Origin of the sequence: Enterobacter sp. 120016, assembly GCF_018383635.1 — a bacterium.
In the GTDB taxonomy this organism is placed as follows: domain Bacteria; phylum Pseudomonadota; class Gammaproteobacteria; order Enterobacterales; family Enterobacteriaceae; genus Enterobacter; species Enterobacter asburiae_D.
In genome coordinates this window covers 22209-38176 of record NZ_JAHAWC010000005.1, presented here as the reverse complement: position 1 = coordinate 38176, position 15968 = coordinate 22209, and the positions used below count along the sequence as shown (strand labels likewise).

Genomic DNA, 15968 nt, shown 5'->3' with positions numbered 1-15968 from the left:
GTTATGACAGCTCCGGCCAAAAGCATATAACAATGTTTACTCGTTTGCATATGTTCTTGCAGTGCAAGAGGCACCCCAGAGGGCCGTGTCATAATTCAGAAAAAATTTTTTTTGCCTTTATTACTATGAAGTCCCCCCTGTTGGATAGGGGGAATCATGAAAATCCGCACGAATGGTACTCTATACTGATTCTCATTATCGTCGGGGGAACGCTTATGCCTCAGTATCCGCTATTTGTCTTAAAGACCCGGAGCAACAAACGATGTCTTGCCGGAAGATCTCTAAATGAGAACAGCACCATTATGGAGATACTTACAATGGCGGTACTGACAAAAAACTACTTTGTACGGATCTTCCCTTTGCTGGAAGGCCCGTAAATGTCAGGGGTAAATTATATATCCCATAATCGCGCAGATTAACCGGTAATCATTTACGTAGAAGATTTCCGGATTCTCAGTGCTTTGCTCACCGATAAAGAAGACTTGAGCTCTCTCTTTAGCTTTTTTATTTACTGCTTCTTTTGCTTCTTCCTGCACAGTTTCAAGCTCATTCAAAAGCATAGTCTTTTTGGCTTTTGACCATTCTCCCCACTCAATATGTAGTTTATAGCTACGCGAGGGCTTAAACTTACCAAATTCGTCTTTTGCCCATTCTCCCGAGAGCGGAATGACAATTCGGTTTTCGTCTTGCTCAAATTTCTGCCACAACAACTGTGAATAAAAAATTCGGCGCTCCGGGTAAGGCTGAACCGGATCTTTAAGTTTTTTAAACGCGGTCATGTAAGTATCGGCATCAATACTAGGGATATTTAATGACATACCACGGTCATACGGGAAGCGAATAAATGCCCTACAAATCTGGCGAATAGCATTAACCGGGCGGCGGGATTGCCGCGCTGGAGCATTTCCCTCGCTGGATGCCGATGTTGTAGAACGTATTGGATTGGGTTTGTTGTTGCTACCAGTAGTGTCAGGATCAACAACGGGTCGATTTTCAATCAGTTTTAATCCTGCAGGCATCAAACCCGGTGCGCTATCTAACATGCGGCGGACACTTTTCTTCTGCCCCTGTTTAACCACTGTGCTTTCTGCATCAGCATCGCAATTAATGTGCTCTTTTCCAGGCATTTTATTAAACGAAGGTCTTTTCTTACTTCCTTTTTGCCAAGCAGAAGGATACATCTCAATCCCACATCCCCAGCATACGTAACTGTTCGTATCTACAACATCAAGTAACCAAAGATCTTCTGCCTCAATAATCTCACTGGTATATTTATCACGTGCAGATTCCATGATTTCTCCTTTAAACAGAATTCCTGTGAAGGCGGTTACTAGCCTTCATTCAAACCGTTGTTCCAATGCCTCATCTTCCAATCGCTCACGTTCTTTTTCCTTTTCAACCCAGTTAGTCAGTTTTTCATATACAGCTCTGGCCGACTTAGAAATGTCTGCACGCTCGTGGGTGACCAACCGGCCTATCGCTTCAACCCTGGGTTGCATGACGTTCGCACGACTACCGGACCATGATGAAGGTGCTACGTGTTCGGCAAAGATCTCAAGGACGGCTCGTGGCTCGGGTGAGGCTTCTAGAAATCTCAGAGCATCATCCTGCAAGCAAATAGGACTTTGCTCCCCGTCTTTTGACCATAGATTAATACCTGAAGCGACTGAAGCCCATACCTGAGGGTCTTTAGTGGTCCCGCACCATTCAATCAAAATATCTACATCGATTTTCGCAATAGGAGACTGATGTGAATCATCATGATTGATGAAATGCAGCCGCCTCTGTTGTTGAACATCCGTACCATCAAAAATGCGACTGAGAAATTCTTTTGGCATCCATGCAGCGGTGATACCGATAGCGTCTTCGGAAGAAAAAATGTAGCCAAAATGCTCATCAACAACAGCGAAGATTGTATTCAGCCATTCTAGCTTTTCAGCCTCGTTGCCATCGAAGCGCAATGTGGCATCGATAACACGTTCCATTGCATAATCCAGATATCCGCCGAGATCGTTGTGATCTCTTCGGAACCTCTGGATTGCAGCGGAAAGTCCGATTTTTCGTAGCGCAAGACCTAGTGTATCCGTAGCATCTCCTTTATCAGCTAATTTCATACTCAGTGCTTCCAATACTACTTCATCACCATTCGGTTTATTCAGCAGCCTTTGAGCAAGCTCGAGAACCCTGCTTTCTGGCAAATTAGAGAATTGCTCACCCCACAGAATTGCCCCATACATATGGGGCTGTATGTCAGAGTCATCCAGAAGCGACATGCAGCGATCCAGATCGATTTCAGTAAACTCCTGCCAAGGATGCAGGTTGACTAATTCGAATCGAAGTTCGGAATGTTGTGCGCACTGATCGAGCAGTTCCTGCGCTAATGCTGAATCGATAGAATGAGTCTCTTCAATGAAACCTCGAATGACCGAAACATCACTTTGAGATTTGTGTTGTAGATCCAATTGAATGATTAGTTGCTGCCAATAAATTCGTAGGTCAGGAGCCCCGTTAGCTAAGCCTTTACCAAATTCGACGCGATAGGGCATTCCATCCCGCAAAAAAAGATTAGGGCACAACTCATCAAGTCCATGGGTAGATACTGCAAATTCGTGTCCCAACTTGAAAGCTTTGGCACCAAGTATTTTCCTGATTTCACTGAATTTGTTAGGTCCTTGGTGTTCATAATCAGCATCTAGCGCCCAAAAATCGCGCCCCTTACTGAGTACATAAGCCATGACTGCCGGAACCAAGTCATTAGGTTCTAATTCTCGTTCCAATGTCACAAGTATTTCCGGCAATGGTTCTATGTCTTCGTTATCTTTTCTTTTTGTATGGAAAAAGTAAATTGTTGAGCGGACAGCTTTCCAGCCTTCACCCCAAGGGCGATGGGCATGTAGCTTGCGAGCCGCATCAATTAATTTTGACCTTATTCCTTCATGACGCCAAATCCAGCGAAATTTATCAGCCAAGATCCGCCTGGCATCGTCTTCAAGCTCGGGCACTCCTGAGGTTCCTAATCTCACCAAAATATCGATGAAGGTGATTAGCCACTCAACAAGCTCATCGTAGCTGGGCCGAAATCCATAATCTCTTGGCCGAGCACCAAACTCATTAATCCCGAATCCTGTCCACGATGGTCCGCTGAGAGCAGTTTCAAGCATTTCGAGCCCCAACCCTCTACGTCCGGCCATACTTGAACCAATGCATTCATTCATGATCGCAACACGTTGATCTAAAGAGGCATGGGTACCGGATAGATACGGTTGGAAAAACCTCTTTATCTTATTTCGAGCCGAATCATAATTATTGCCCGCGCTTTCCTGGTCTGCGATACAGATTAAGAGCTTAATGCATCGTTCAAAGTATTTCGATTCATATGCAAGTAACTGCAACAATTTGATAATTGCTGTTCGTTGTGGGTTGTAGCGTGATTTAAAATGCTAAAAATTAGACGTAACAAGCGTTTCTTCAATCCGCTCAAGCAAAGCTCCCGGGGCAACTGGAGCGACATAATTCAGAATGCGTGTCGATACACCATCTAGGTCTATTATTTTTCCAAGCAGCCCTTCGGGCTGTAACCAAGCTTCAACAATCTCTTTAGCCACAGCATGGCTGTGCAATAGTCCCAACCTGTGCGCGAACGACATCAATAATCGTTGCCGATCCGGAGCTTCAAAGGTCGTCCTAAGTTGATCAATCGGAATACTATTAAGTGCAGAAGCTGCCAACTTGTTAGCAATGGCATGGGGAAGGATGGCTCTCCAGTGGGATCTTTTCTGAACAACGTGACGTTCCATCAACTTCGTAACAGCTTTGAATAACTGTATTTTGGGATAACCAGAGAGCGCACCTAATATTTCCAGTTCATCGGTAGCTGCATCTGGACTAGATATCGAGAACGAATACACCAGTGACAATATTTCAGCTTGCTCCCGTAAATGGCCGTCGGGATGATTACGTTGTTCAAACAAGCGATTAAACAACTGCGCATCTGAAAGTAGGGCTAAACTCTCACCTTCCTCCACTCTTTCCGCTATAGCCAAAGCCACTCTTGCATTCCCATCTGCGAACTCTGCAATCCGACGGGCATTATTCTGACCAATAGAAGGGAAACGACGGATAAGAAGTTGCTCTGCCACCTCTGGACCATCTGTCTCAATGTGGATGACCTCAGTTGTCTGTGGTTTGTCATCCCTAATGTCGTACTCGATCGTGATGAGACTTACTTCTTTCCCTGCGGATGATACTTTGCTGGCAAGCGAAGCATGGAGTTCTGATGGGCAATTATCAAGGATCATAATTGCTCGTCGGCCTTCAGCGAGCAGGTTATCAAGCATTGCTGTAGCTGACGGTACTGGCTCATAGCCAGTATCAACATAAATAGCTACTGTCCGGTCAAGCGCATCTGTTCCAACAGTTTCATCAAAGAGCGCCTGAACGATTCGAGTCTTCCCAACACCAGACAATCCTGTAATACGAACAGCCTTATTCGTCGAACGGATCAGTGCTCGCATTGGGTTAATTGCTTCATCAATTTTGAGTTTTTGCCCCTTTCCCGATGGTAAAGTAATGGTTACGCCTGGGGCTGAGATTAAAGTGTCTGTAACACCTTGTGGTGGATTGCTCCAGGCTCCGTAGGGTTGCCAACCGGAATACCCTTGCCCAAGCTTTGCTTTTACCCACAGCATGACTGATGGATGTTGGCGCAACCATTGGATGAGTTTGGAGCGGTCGTAGAAATCAAGATGAAGATAACTTTCGTTAGGATCATCTTTTACTGCATCCCTCATCGCTTTGAGACGATCCTTCTTTCCTGACGGCGAGCAATCATCACCCAGGCTGACAATGATGTAACTGCCTTGCTTTCTGGCTTGTTCAGAAATGATGGGAGAAAGTGCTTTGCCGGTGCCAATTTCCCTCTCAATTGCAGCCTTAGGCATCTTATGTTTCTTTGCCTGAAAGACCGTATCAGGTCTTACAAGAAAGCCTGCTTTCAGTTGATCAACTGGAACCTGAACATGGATGTCGATTCCTCCGTCAGGGGCTGTAATTGAACCAGACCAATTTACACATGCAGGGCTATGGCCATGCATTGCCACTTCAGCTTCTGCTAGCCGAGCTATCAGCTCTTCTAGCTGAGTATCGGAAAGCCGAAGTAATTCGTCCTTTTCAATGTCAAAGATTGCCACTTTTAAACCCTATAAAAGATATTGCGACCATAGAAAAAGTGGCTCTTAGTCTAACCAATGAGGGAAGAGATGTCCGCTGAACATTTGCAATTAAAACCATCCCCCTCAATTGGTTAAGATGTTCTGACTCGGAACTGTGATGTCGATCATACCCACTTTTACGTAGAACTATCAGTATGTATGAAACTAAGTTCTGGTATGAACAAAGGACAGGCTAATGTTTAAGATTAAGAGCAAGAAATAAGCCCGGATTTTTACTCTTTAACAGCTTTGTTAGCATTTTGTGTACACTAAAAATGACTTTTTAATATTAGGTTTTCTTTTTTTGGATTTGGTTGTTTAAAATTTTATTGGGTAGGGTAAAAATATGAAATGGATAAAAGCACTTAACCTTCAGCAATGGGCAGATTCTATTCCTGCAAAAGTCATTTTTCCAGCACTAATCGCTGATCTTATACGTGCAACGGCTAACAGTATTACTGAAATTAGATTTCCTAATGGTGATAAGGGACAGGTTAGAGGTTATGACGGTGTACTTAAAGCTGAGGGGGAGGGCCCCTATGTTCCTGATGGCGATTCATTCTGGGAGTTTGGTGTTAATGAAAAATTGCTTGATAAAGCTAACTCTGATTACGAAAAAAGAACACGCGAAGTTGCTCCAGAGATACGTCTAAAGACTACTTTTGTTTTCGCTTCATTAAGAACATGGGATAATCCTAAGGTAAAGCTTGAAGACTGGCTACAAGAGAAACGCAGTAGTGGTAAGTGGAAAGATATCAAATTAATTGATGGTTCTATGCTTGAAGATTGGCTCAGTGTTTGCCCTGCTGTAGCGGCTTACTACGCTCGCTACCATCTTGAGCTCATGCCACAGGTTGGTGTTAGAAGCATTAAGGAGTTTTGGGATGAATTTTCCACTAAATTTAGTCCCCCTTTAACTGAAGCAGTCTTGCTGGCGGGGAGAGAAAAGCAAAAAGAGCGTTTTTTGAATGAGTTACGAGAAAATGGTCGAAAAATATCTTTAGCTGCAGATTCTCCAGATGAGGTTATTGCTTTTGCGATTGCAGCTATCAGAACCACTGAAGCGGAACTTAGACGTTCCTTTCAAAGTCGAGCACTAATTATTGATACGGATTATGCTGCAAGACAGCTTTCTGGAAAAAGAGGAATGATCTTCTTACCACGTGATCGAGCAAGAGTTTTAGCCGGTTTATTACAGCAATCATCTATCACAGTGGTAAGTGCCGGAGCCGATGAAACACGAACTGATCACGAAATTCTGATCCGCCCGGATAGCATATCTTTAGGTAAGGCTCTTGAAACCATGGGGTTTGATTCAGCTAAAAGTTATCAAATGGCGCGGCAGTGTGGCCGAAGTTTGTCTGTTTTGGCTCGCCAGATATCAAGTAGCACGGCTGAATCACCTGAATGGAAAGACAACCCTGAATTGCTCCCTGCTTTATTAGCTGGTGCATGGAGTACATGTTCAGAGAAAGATAAGTTAATTCTCAAGCAACTAGCTGGCTATACAGACTATTCTCAAGTTGAAAATCCATTAAGACTATTAACAAAACGTCGCGATTCTCCAATTGATCGAGTGGATGATATTTGGTCATTGCGTTCGTCGGTAGATGCTTTTGTACATTTAGGCTATTTACTGGGTGAAGAACACTTGGAGCGCTTTGAGAAGGCTGTAAGAGAGGTTTTTTCCTATATTCCTGAATCTCCAAAGGCCGAAGATCTGTTTGTTCCTGACAATGTTATTAAAACGTCTTATAGCTCGTGGTTACGTAATGGAATGACAACAGTTTTGCTACATATGGCAATACTACATGAACAGGCCGAATTCCGGGTTACTGGTATGACACCCCAAGATTTTGTTAATAAAATAGTTCAGAGTATTCCAGGACTTGCTAACGACCATCGACTTTTTGTTAGTTTGCGGGATCAACTTCCACTGCTGGCAGAAGCTGCCCCGGGCCCTTTCCTTTATGCCCTTGAGCAATTGCTTAAGGGCAATGGGGAAATGATTGCTCCAATATTCAATGAAGATAAAGGGCTGTTAACTCCTCGAAGTCATTATCATGGATTAAAATGGGCATTGGAAGCCTTGGCTTGGGAAGAAACATATTTATTACGCGCTGCAATCTGTCTTGCAAAACTCGCTGTAATAGATCCCGGTGGAACTTACTCAGATCGCCCTCTTAATAGTTTAAGAACCATTTTTCTGGCATGGTCTCCTAATACATGGGCACCAGTAAAAGTTAGAAATGCAATTATAAAAAAAATTATCACTATTGTTCCTGGTATCGGGTGGAGTTTGTTACAAAATCTCCTTCCTCGTTCCCACGATACCTCTGATCAAAACCAAAAAATGAAGTTCAGAGAGTCGGATAAAGATGTAGAAAAACTAACGTGGGGCGTTGTTTGGGAGGGACAACTCTTTATTATCCAAGAAGCAATTAAACTTGCAGGTATACTCCCAACAAGATGGAAAATCCTAATCTCTCATTTAAGCTCATTCCCTGAAAATGCAATAGATGAAACACTTGCTCATCTTGAATTTTGCCTTTCTAAACAAACTGATGAGGATCAGTTCATCGTATGGGAGGCTTTGCGTCATGAGTATTCTCGCCATAAAAAATATTCAGATGCGAACTGGGCCTTTAAAGTTGAGTCTATGGAGAAAATTGCGAAAATACTCGATGATTATAAACCAAATGACATGGTTAGAGCCAGTTTATGGATATTCAATGATTGGGGTTCTGATATTGAAGAGTCAATTGAAAATGCTGGCGGGATTTTATCCTCTGTCGAAGAAATGCGAAGTGAAAAGCTTAGGGAAATATATTTTACTTTAGGCTTGCTTGGGGTGAAAGATCTTTTTCAACAAGTTAATAATGTTTTTATTGCAGCAAAGCATATATCAGCACTCTCGTTGGATGAAGAAAAGCTAAATGATTTGTTTGTAATGCTTATTAACAACAAAAAAAATATTGATGAAGCATGTGGGTTGTTAATGCAATATGGTGTTGAATGCTTTGGTACTGAATGGCTTAATAAAATAAAGGTGTGTTTTAAACAGTTTGAAATTACTCCTGATAGGGCTGGGAAAATCTTAGCATCGTTAAGAGATTCACAAGAGATATGGAACGTTATTGAAGGGTTTGAGGATAACATCAAAGAAAAATATTGGTTGCAGAAACAACCTATTGCAATGATGGGTAAAACTTCAGATTTATTTGTCCTTATGGATAAATATATAGAAAGGGGCCGGGGGCTTGCTGCTATTATATCAGCAAGCCAACGCCTTTCTGAGATTCCATCTACAACACTTTTATATCTACTCGATATAGTCGTTAAAGAAATAAATAGCCAAGATATCCAATTTGATACAATGCTATCGTATTATGTAAAAAAAGTTTTTGATGAACTTAAACAACGTAGCGATGTCTCTGAAACAGATTTGGCATTTAAGGAAATGACCTACTTGCCTTGTTTTCCGGATAGAGATGAGCCACTTATCCTTCATCGTCTAATGATGAAAAAGCCAGAGATTTTTATAGAAGCAATATGTATTGTATATCGTAGTGACGAAGATGAACAAACAGAACCATCGGAGTTGGAAGTTAAAAGAGCTACTTCTATATACAGATTACTTGAAAAATTACAAATACTCCCTGGGCAGATAGACAATGAAATTGATCAAGATAAACTTGAAGATTGGTGTGAGAATGTACGTCATTTAGCAAAATTGCATCATCGCCAAGAAATCACTGATCATGTAGTAGGCAAAATTCTGGCACATGCCCCTAATAGCTCAGTAGATAATTCTTGGCCACATGAAGCAATTCGGCACATCATTGAAATATTATCTTCTGATGAGTTAGAGCAAGGTATACAAATTGGTAGGTACAATAAAAGAGGGGTATTTACTCGTATGCTTTACGAAGGTGGAAACCAAGAAAGGAAATTAGCTGAGCAGTACCGAGAATGGGCAAATTCAATGCCCCACTGCGTCCGTACTTCTGCAATGCTATTTAGAATCGCTGACGAATGGGAGTACTCCGCAAAACACGCAGATATTCGAGCCGCCAAGGCTGATTTAAATTAGAAAGATGCAAAAAAAAATTAGTATAAATCATAAAAACCCTGCTTAAGTGCAGGGTTTAACTTCTTTCTGCGTTTTTTAATCTTGCAGACCTCTAGGTTAGCCCACCCAAGAACAGAACGGGTTTTAGCTACGACAAGTCATCCAACTAACCGCATTCCTTTCATCCCACCTTCAATCATGCTTCCGCGATCTGCTTCCATTACAAAATCAGCCCACCACGTTGCTCCAGATAGTCGCTGCGGTTGTACGCTCGACGAACTTCGTTCTTATCCACATGGGCAAGTGCCGCCTCAATGACATCAGGCGGAAAACCTTGTTCATTAAGGGCTGTACTGGCAATAGATCGCAAACCGTGTGAAACGAGCACTCCACCAAACCCTGCGCGTTTCAGCGATGCGTTAACGGTTTGACTGTTCATCGGCTGGTTGGCTTGATGCGGCTGGGAAAGATAAATTCTCGATTTCCACTTAACGGCTTCATCATCTCCAGTATTGCAATTGCTTCATCTGACAATGGAACAGTATGGTCGCGGTTCATTTTCATGCGTGCTGCAGGAATCTTCCACTCTCGCGCTTCCATGTCTACCTCTTCCCAACGAGCTTCAGCCGCTTCGGCAGGGCGGGTGATGGTAAGAAGTTGCCACATGAACAGGCATCGTGTTGAAAGGCTAATGCTGGCCGTACGCATCGTCTGCATCAATTGAGGTAGCTGATCCGGTCGAATGCTTGGCATGTTCTTCTTCTGCGGCTTCTCAAAGGCTTTACCGATATTAACGCTGGGAACAGCATCAATCAGCCCTGTGTTTTGGGCATAGATCATGACCTCATTAATGCGCTGGCACAGGCGACGAACGGTTTCCAGTGCTCCTCTGGCCTGAACCGGTTGGACGGCCTGAACCAGCGTGTGAGCTTTAATATCTGTAACGCTAATGTCGCCAATCGCAGGAAAAACATCTCTCTCAAGAGAGCGCCAGATATCCTCTGCGTAGTCTTCGGTCACGCTGGCTTTCTTCACATTCCACCAACGTTCAGCCACGAGCTGGAAAGTATTGGTTTTAGCTTCCAGCGAACTGCGAAGTTGTTCTTGCTGATGTTCCTGAGGGTCGATTTGTTTCGCCAGAAGAGAACGAGACTCTGCGCGATAGTTTCTTGCATCGGCAAGGGTAACTGACGGGTAGGGGCCTATGCTCTTCTTCACACGTTTCTTGGTAACAGGACGAATGTAGCGAAACTGCCAGATTTTGCTCCCGCTGGATTTGATGAGTAACTCAAGGCCATCACCATCATAGAGAACGTAGTCCGTTTCCTTGGGTTCAGCAGATTCGATTTCCTTAACGGATAGAGGTTTGGTTTGTCTTGCCATTGCCGGGTTTCCATAGTTTTAGGCACCTCAAAAACAATAAAGCTTTATGAGGTGCCTAACAAGGTGCCTATAAGGTTCGGATTTAATTAGTTGGCTTCAGACTTCGCGGGACAAATTGAGGCACAAAAAAGCCCGCAGGGCTTGCGCCGTGCGGGCTCTTAGGACTTCATCGGATGACTCTGGTAATCACCGATGGAGAATTTTGGTGGAGCTGGCGGGAGTTGAACCCGCGTCCGAAATTTCTACATCCTCGGTACTACATGCTTAGTTTGTCTTTACATTCGCACGCCAGCTGCGGACAAACACGCCACTAACGAACTAGCCTGATTAGTTTTAACGCTTCAACCCCAGGCAGGGCTTCCACGCGATCTCTTTTGGGTTTGACCTCTCTTTGATCCCCGTCTTAAGAGCGGAAGCTAGGGAGAGAGGGCTCAGAGCAGGTTATTAAGCTGCTAAAGCGTAGTTTTCGTCGTTTGCGACTATTTTTTTGCGGCTTTTAACGAGGCAAACCGCCCCTCGGCATGCACCTTGGGTTTCGCAAATCCCGTCGAATCCAGAATCAGCCCCAATAGTGTTGAACTGAGTATACCAGATTTCACTTCCTGGATACCAGCCCGGAACGCTAACTTATTGAATAGTACAATAAGTGTGCAGAATCAACGTCCTGCGTTTTTCATGATGCGCGCTTTATCCAACTGCCACTCGCGCTCTTTCAGGTCAGTACGTTTGTCGTGCTGTTTTTTACCCTTCGCGACGCCAACTTTCACTTTGCACCAGGCGTTTTTCCAGTACAGCGACAGGGCGACCACGGTGAAACCTTCACGGTTGATGCGTCCGTAGAGAGATTCCAGCTCACGCTTGTTCAGCAGCAGCTTGCGGGTGCGCGTTGGGTCACACACGTAGTGCGAGGAGGCGACGGTCAGCGGCGTAAAGTTCGCGCCGAACAGGAAGGCTTCGCCATCTTTCAGGATCACGTAGCTATCGCCAATGTTGGCTTTCCCGGCGCGCAGCGATTTTACTTCCCAGCCCTGCAACGCAAGGCCAGCTTCGAATTCTTCTTCAATGAAATACTCGTGGCGAGCACGCTTGTTGAGCGCAATGGTCGCCGAGCCTGGTTTATGTGCTTTTTTCTTCGTCATAAGTGTCGTAAAGCCGTCGGTAATCTGATTTCAAAAAGTCACCTCATTGCGTCCTGTGAGGTCTAACGCGCTATCTTAGCACGAGATGAGGCTTAGCGTTTTTTTAACAGGTGATAAATGTTATTATTTGTCCGTTGTGTGACCATGGGAAATGCTATGCCTCAGATTAGCCGTACTGCGCTCGTGCCTTACAGCGCGGAACAAATGTATCAGTTAGTGAACGATGTTCAGTCTTATCCAGAATTTATTCCGGGATGCACCGGGAGCCGCGTTCTGGAGTCCGGCCCGACGCAGATGACTGCGGCGGTGGATGTCTCCAAAGCGGGGATCAGCAAGACGTTCACCACCCGCAATACGCTGACCAGCAATCAGAGTATTTTGATGCATCTGGTGGATGGTCCGTTTAAAACCCTGATGGGGGGCTGGAAGTTTACGCCGCTGAGCGCTGACGCCTGTCGCATCGAGTTTCAGCTGGACTTTGAATTTACCAATAAGCTGATTGAGCTGGCGTTTGGCCGCATCTTTAAAGAGCTGGCATCCAATATGGTTCAGGCGTTCACCACCCGCGCCAAAGAGGTTTACAGTGTCGCATAAGATTGCTGTAGAAGTGGTGTACGCGCTGCCGGAGAAGCAGTATCTGCAGCGCGTGACGCTGGAAGAGGGGGCAACCGTTGAGGCAGCTATCCGCGCGTCCGGCATCCTTGAGCTTCGCAGCGATATCGACCTGGCGAAGAATAAGGTCGGGATTTACAGCCGTCCGGTGAAGCTGGGTGATGTGCTGAAAGAGGGCGATCGGGTGGAGATTTATCGTCCGCTGATTGCCGACCCGAAAGAGCTGCGTCGTCAGCGTGCGGAGAAGGCGGGTAAGTAGCGCTTTCTCCCCCGGTGGCGCTTCGCTTACCGGGGCTACGATTCTGCGCAAGAATTCAGATACAAAAAAGGTGCTCAATGAGCACCTTTTTGCATTTCTGACTTCTGATTATTTGGTCAGGGCAGGCTTGTTGTCGATGTTGGTCAACACACCGGCGCTGCTGAAGGTCAGCGTCAGGGTCTGCTGGGTCGCATCTTCGTGGCCCGGCTTCTGACGGAATACATAGAACCAGGTGTTAGTGCCGAACGGATCGGACATCATCGGGGTTCCCAGTGCATAAGCGACCTGCTGTTGTGTCATCCCCACACGGATTTTGGACACATCGTTAGGGGTAAGGTAGTTCCCCTGGTTGATGTCAGGACGGTAAACCACTTTCTCCAGAGTGGAACAGCCTGCGGTCAACATCAGAAGAACCGCTGCGGCAGCGGTCAGCATTTTACAACGCATAGTGATTTGATTCCTTTTCGGGCCCGAGCAGAACGCGGCTCATATGTAATATGCCGATGATAATAGACCTTGCCCCACTTTGAAACCGGTCTGGCGGCGTTTTTGTTGTTCTGTATGACCCTGAGATCCCGAAAAAGTTTATGCCGCCAGCAGTTCTTTCGCGTTCGCGAGCGTGTTACGCGTGACTTCGCTGCCGCCGAGCAGGCGTGCCAGCTCCTGCAGGCGCGCACGTTTATCCAGCGGCTTCATGTGCGTTTCGGTCATTTCGCCGTCGGTTTCTTTGCTGACGATAAAGTGATGGTGGCCACAGCCCGCGACCTGCGGCAGGTGGGTGACACACATCACCTGCGTTGATTCGCCCAGTTGGCGCAGCAGTTTACCCACCACCGCCGCCGTTGGGCCGCTGATGCCGACATCCACTTCATCGAAAATCAGCGCCGGGGTTTCCATTTTACGCGCGGTAATCACCTGAATCGCCAGTGCAATACGCGACAGTTCACCGCCGGAGGCCACTTTGGAGATAGCCTGCAGCGGCTGCCCCGGGTTAGTGGTGACGCGGAACTCGATGCGGTCCGCACCTTCCGCCGTCAGGTGGTTCTCTTCAAAGCGAACATCAATGGTAAAGACGCCGTGCGGCATCGCCAGCGTGTGCATGCTGTCGGTGATGTGCTGGCTTAACTCCTGGGCGTAATGCTGACGGATTTCATGCAGCTTTTGCGCTGTCGCCAGCGCCTGTTCATGGTGCAGGTTCACCGCCAGAGAGAGGGTTTCCTGCGAGTCAGCCTGATCGTCAAGCTGCTGCTGTTCTTCCAGCAGAGACTGGTAGTAGCCCGGCAGCTCTTCCGGCGTGACGTGGTGCTTGCGCGCCAGTGAAATCTGACGGGAGATACGCTGCTCAAGCTCAAACAGACGGTTCGGGTCGAGATCCAGACGTTCACAGTAATGGCGCAGTTCGTCGCTGGCTTCGGAGATCTGAATCGCCGCTTCTTCCAGCATATCCAGGACGCCAGAAAGCTTGTTGTCCATGCCGACCAGTTCGGTAATGAGCTGGCGGACGTTATATAGCTGGCTCTGCAGGTTCACGTCTTCGCCATCCGCCAGCAGGTTGAGCGCATACTGACTGGTTGAGAGCAGGTGACCGCTGTTTGCCAGACGCTTGTACTCTTCGTCGATTTGCTCAAACTCACCCGGCTGCGGGTTGAATTCGTTCAGCTCTTTAAGCTGGTACGCCAGCAGCTCCGCACGTGCGGCGCGCTCCTGGCTTTGCTGCTGGTGCTGGGCAAGTTCACGGCAGCTCTGATGCCACTGGCGATAGTGCTCCGCCATAAGCTGAGTAAGCGCGTACTCACCCGCATAGCCATCCAGCAGCGCTTTCTGCTGTTCAGGTTTGACGAGTTGCTGATGCGCGTGCTGGCCGTGGATCTGGATAAGCAGCTGGCCGAGTTCGCGAAGCTGGGAAAGCGGAACCGCCGTGCCGTTGATAAAGCCACGTGAACGACCGTCGCTGCTGATCACGCGGCGAAGTAAACACTCACGTCCATCTTCAAGCTGGTTCTGTTCCAGCCAGCGCTGGGCGGCAGGGGTGTCTTTCAGGGAGAAACGGGCGCACAGGTCGGCACGGTTTGCGCCCATGCGCACCATATCGCCCTCTGCGCGACCGCCAAGGCACAAGCCGAGGGCATCAATGGCAATGGATTTACCTGCACCGGTTTCCCCGGTGATCGCCGTCATGCCGCTGTGGAAATCGATCTCAAGCTCACGAACAATGGCAAAGTTGCTGATGGTCAGTTGTGCCAGCATAATTGTTTTCCTGTATGAAAAACCATAACTGTGTTTTCATACAGTATAAACTGGTTTTTTATACAGTAAAGTACTGGATGCAAAATCAGAACAATTTTTTTGACCAGCCAAGCTTCGAGCTTAATGTGTTGAAATAGCTGTAATCTTTCGGATGAATTAGATTCAGGTGGTAATCACACCGACGAATGAGGACATCTTCACCTTCCTGGATCGGCAGCGCTATCTGGCTGTCGCAGCTGATCTCCAGGTCGTTACGGCGGTGCGAGAAGCGCAGACGTATCGTGCTGTCGCCGTTGATAACCAGCGGGCGGGCGGAGAGCGTGTGCGGGAACATTGGCACCAGGGTGATGGCATCCAGCGAAGGCGTCAGGATCGGGCCGCCGGCAGAAAGCGAGTAGGCGGTTGAGCCGGTCGGGGTGGAGATAATCAGCCCGTCAGAACGCTGGGAGAAGGCAAAAATTTCGTCAATATAGACTTCGAACTCGATCATGTGCGCCACTTTACCGGGGTGCAGCACCACCTCGTTAATCGCGGTGCTGATGCGCTTCTGGCAGTCCTGCTGGCATACCTGCGCTTCCAGTAAAAAGCGTTTTTCACTGATATAGTGGCCTTCCAGCACGTCGGCCAGCTGCTGTTGCGCATTGTCCGGGTCGAGGTCGGTTAAAAAGCCGAGATTGCCACGGTTGATGCCGATGACCTTAATGTCATAGCGCGCCAGCGTGCGGGCCGCACCGAGCATGTTGCCGTCGCCGCCCACCACCACGGCGAGATCGGCCTGTTGGCCAATTTCCGCCAGCGTGCCGGTTTTGACGCTCTTGAGCTGCAGCTCCTGGGCAATCTGCTGCTCGACCATCACTTCATAGCCTTTGCTACACAACCAGCGATACAACATTTCATGTGTCGTTAGTGCGGTAGGGTGACGCGGATGCCCGACTATCCCAATACACCTGAAATGATTATTCATTTTCTGGAGGTCCTTGTGCCTGATGAATGATGACAATCTGTCTTGTTCCCTTGAATCCCGGAAACTGATCCCCATAATAAGC

10 protein-coding genes, 1 other RNA gene and 1 pseudogene are annotated in these 15968 nt (G+C 46.9%); 3 read left to right on the top strand and 9 right to left on the bottom strand.

The window, feature by feature from the left end; all coding sequences use genetic code 11:
* Window positions 1–380: 380 nt before the first annotated feature.
* The 3 genes from KIF87_RS09545 to KIF87_RS23460 form a co-directional block, all read right to left on the bottom strand.
* The gene (locus tag KIF87_RS09545; RefSeq protein ID WP_213328588.1) at window positions 381–1292 is read right to left on the bottom strand and encodes a hypothetical protein; all 912 of its coding nucleotides are present in this window, start codon (window positions 1290–1292) and stop codon (window positions 381–383) included.
* Window positions 1293–1337: 45 nt separating this feature from the next.
* The gene (locus KIF87_RS23465) at window positions 1338–3215 is read right to left on the bottom strand and encodes a hypothetical protein (RefSeq protein ID WP_349628219.1); all 1878 of its coding nucleotides are present in this window, start codon (window positions 3213–3215) and stop codon (window positions 1338–1340) included.
* Window positions 3216–3440: 225 nt separating this feature from the next.
* Window positions 3441–5189 carry a hypothetical protein gene (locus KIF87_RS23460; RefSeq protein WP_349628218.1) on the bottom strand — a complete coding sequence of 583 codons (1749 nt, stop codon included), beginning with the start codon at window positions 5187–5189 and terminating at the stop codon, window positions 3441–3443.
* Between the two features lie 367 nt (window positions 5190–5556).
* Between KIF87_RS23460 and KIF87_RS23265 the strand changes: the two genes are divergently transcribed.
* A complete protein-coding gene (locus KIF87_RS23265; RefSeq protein WP_249665860.1) occupies window positions 5557–9303 on the top strand; it encodes a hypothetical protein in 3747 nt (1248 codons plus the stop codon).
* A 137-nt stretch (window positions 9304–9440) separates the two neighbouring features.
* On the opposite strand, the pseudogene KIF87_RS09520 reads toward KIF87_RS23265, so the two are convergent.
* From KIF87_RS09520 to smpB, 3 genes and pseudogenes are all read right to left on the bottom strand, one after another.
* Window positions 9441–10665, bottom strand: a pseudogene (locus tag KIF87_RS09520) (integrase domain-containing protein).
* 203 nt (window positions 10666–10868) lie between these two features.
* Window positions 10869–11232, bottom strand: a transfer-messenger RNA (tmRNA) gene (ssrA, locus tag KIF87_RS09515).
* An 89-nt stretch (window positions 11233–11321) separates the two neighbouring features.
* Window positions 11322–11804, bottom strand: coding sequence for an SsrA-binding protein SmpB (gene smpB / locus KIF87_RS09510; RefSeq protein ID WP_008502505.1), 483 nt, complete (start codon window positions 11802–11804; stop codon window positions 11322–11324).
* A gap of 156 nt (window positions 11805–11960) precedes the next feature.
* Between smpB and KIF87_RS09505 the strand changes: the two genes are divergently transcribed.
* The gene (locus KIF87_RS09505; protein WP_024908332.1) at window positions 11961–12398 is read left to right on the top strand and encodes a type II toxin-antitoxin system RatA family toxin; all 438 of its coding nucleotides are present in this window, start codon (window positions 11961–11963) and stop codon (window positions 12396–12398) included.
* Window positions 12388–12675, top strand: a complete 288-nt coding sequence (locus tag KIF87_RS09500; RefSeq protein ID WP_023308884.1) for an RnfH family protein — start codon at window positions 12388–12390, stop codon at window positions 12673–12675. Before KIF87_RS09505 ends, KIF87_RS09500 begins: the two co-directional genes overlap by 11 nt.
* A gap of 108 nt (window positions 12676–12783) precedes the next feature.
* Here the strand turns inward: KIF87_RS09500 and bamE are convergent, their stop codons facing one another.
* The 3 genes from bamE to nadK all read right to left on the bottom strand — a co-directional run bounded on the left by bamE (window position 12784) and on the right by nadK (window position 15886).
* On the bottom strand, window positions 12784–13122 hold the full coding sequence (bamE, locus tag KIF87_RS09495; protein WP_008502502.1) for an outer membrane protein assembly factor BamE: 339 nt from the start codon (window positions 13120–13122) through the stop codon (window positions 12784–12786).
* 138 nt (window positions 13123–13260) lie between these two features.
* Window positions 13261–14922, bottom strand: coding sequence for a DNA repair protein RecN (recN, locus tag KIF87_RS09490; protein ID WP_213328586.1), 1662 nt, complete (start codon window positions 14920–14922; stop codon window positions 13261–13263).
* An 85-nt stretch (window positions 14923–15007) separates the two neighbouring features.
* A complete protein-coding gene (gene nadK / locus KIF87_RS09485) occupies window positions 15008–15886 on the bottom strand; it encodes an NAD(+) kinase (protein WP_008502500.1) in 879 nt (292 codons plus the stop codon).
* Window positions 15887–15968 lie beyond the last annotated feature (82 nt).

Coding starts and splice junctions, on each gene's coding strand:
- KIF87_RS09545 (WP_213328588.1), bottom strand. CDS start 1,292: ATGGAATCTGCACGTGATAAATATACCAGTGAGATTATTGAGGCAGAA.
- KIF87_RS23465 (WP_349628219.1), bottom strand. CDS start 3,215: ATGAATGAATGCATTGGTTCAAGTATGGCCGGACGTAGAGGGTTGGGG.
- KIF87_RS23265 (WP_249665860.1), top strand. CDS start 5,557: ATGAAATGGATAAAAGCACTTAACCTTCAGCAATGGGCAGATTCTATT.
- smpB (WP_008502505.1), bottom strand. CDS start 11,804: ATGACGAAGAAAAAAGCACATAAACCAGGCTCGGCGACCATTGCGCTC.
- KIF87_RS09505 (WP_024908332.1), top strand. CDS start 11,961: ATGCCTCAGATTAGCCGTACTGCGCTCGTGCCTTACAGCGCGGAACAA.
- bamE (WP_008502502.1), bottom strand. CDS start 13,122: ATGCGTTGTAAAATGCTGACCGCTGCCGCAGCGGTTCTTCTGATGTTG.
- recN (WP_213328586.1), bottom strand. CDS start 14,922: ATGCTGGCACAACTGACCATCAGCAACTTTGCCATTGTTCGTGAGCTT.
- nadK (WP_008502500.1), bottom strand. CDS start 15,886: ATGAATAATCATTTCAGGTGTATTGGGATAGTCGGGCATCCGCGTCAC.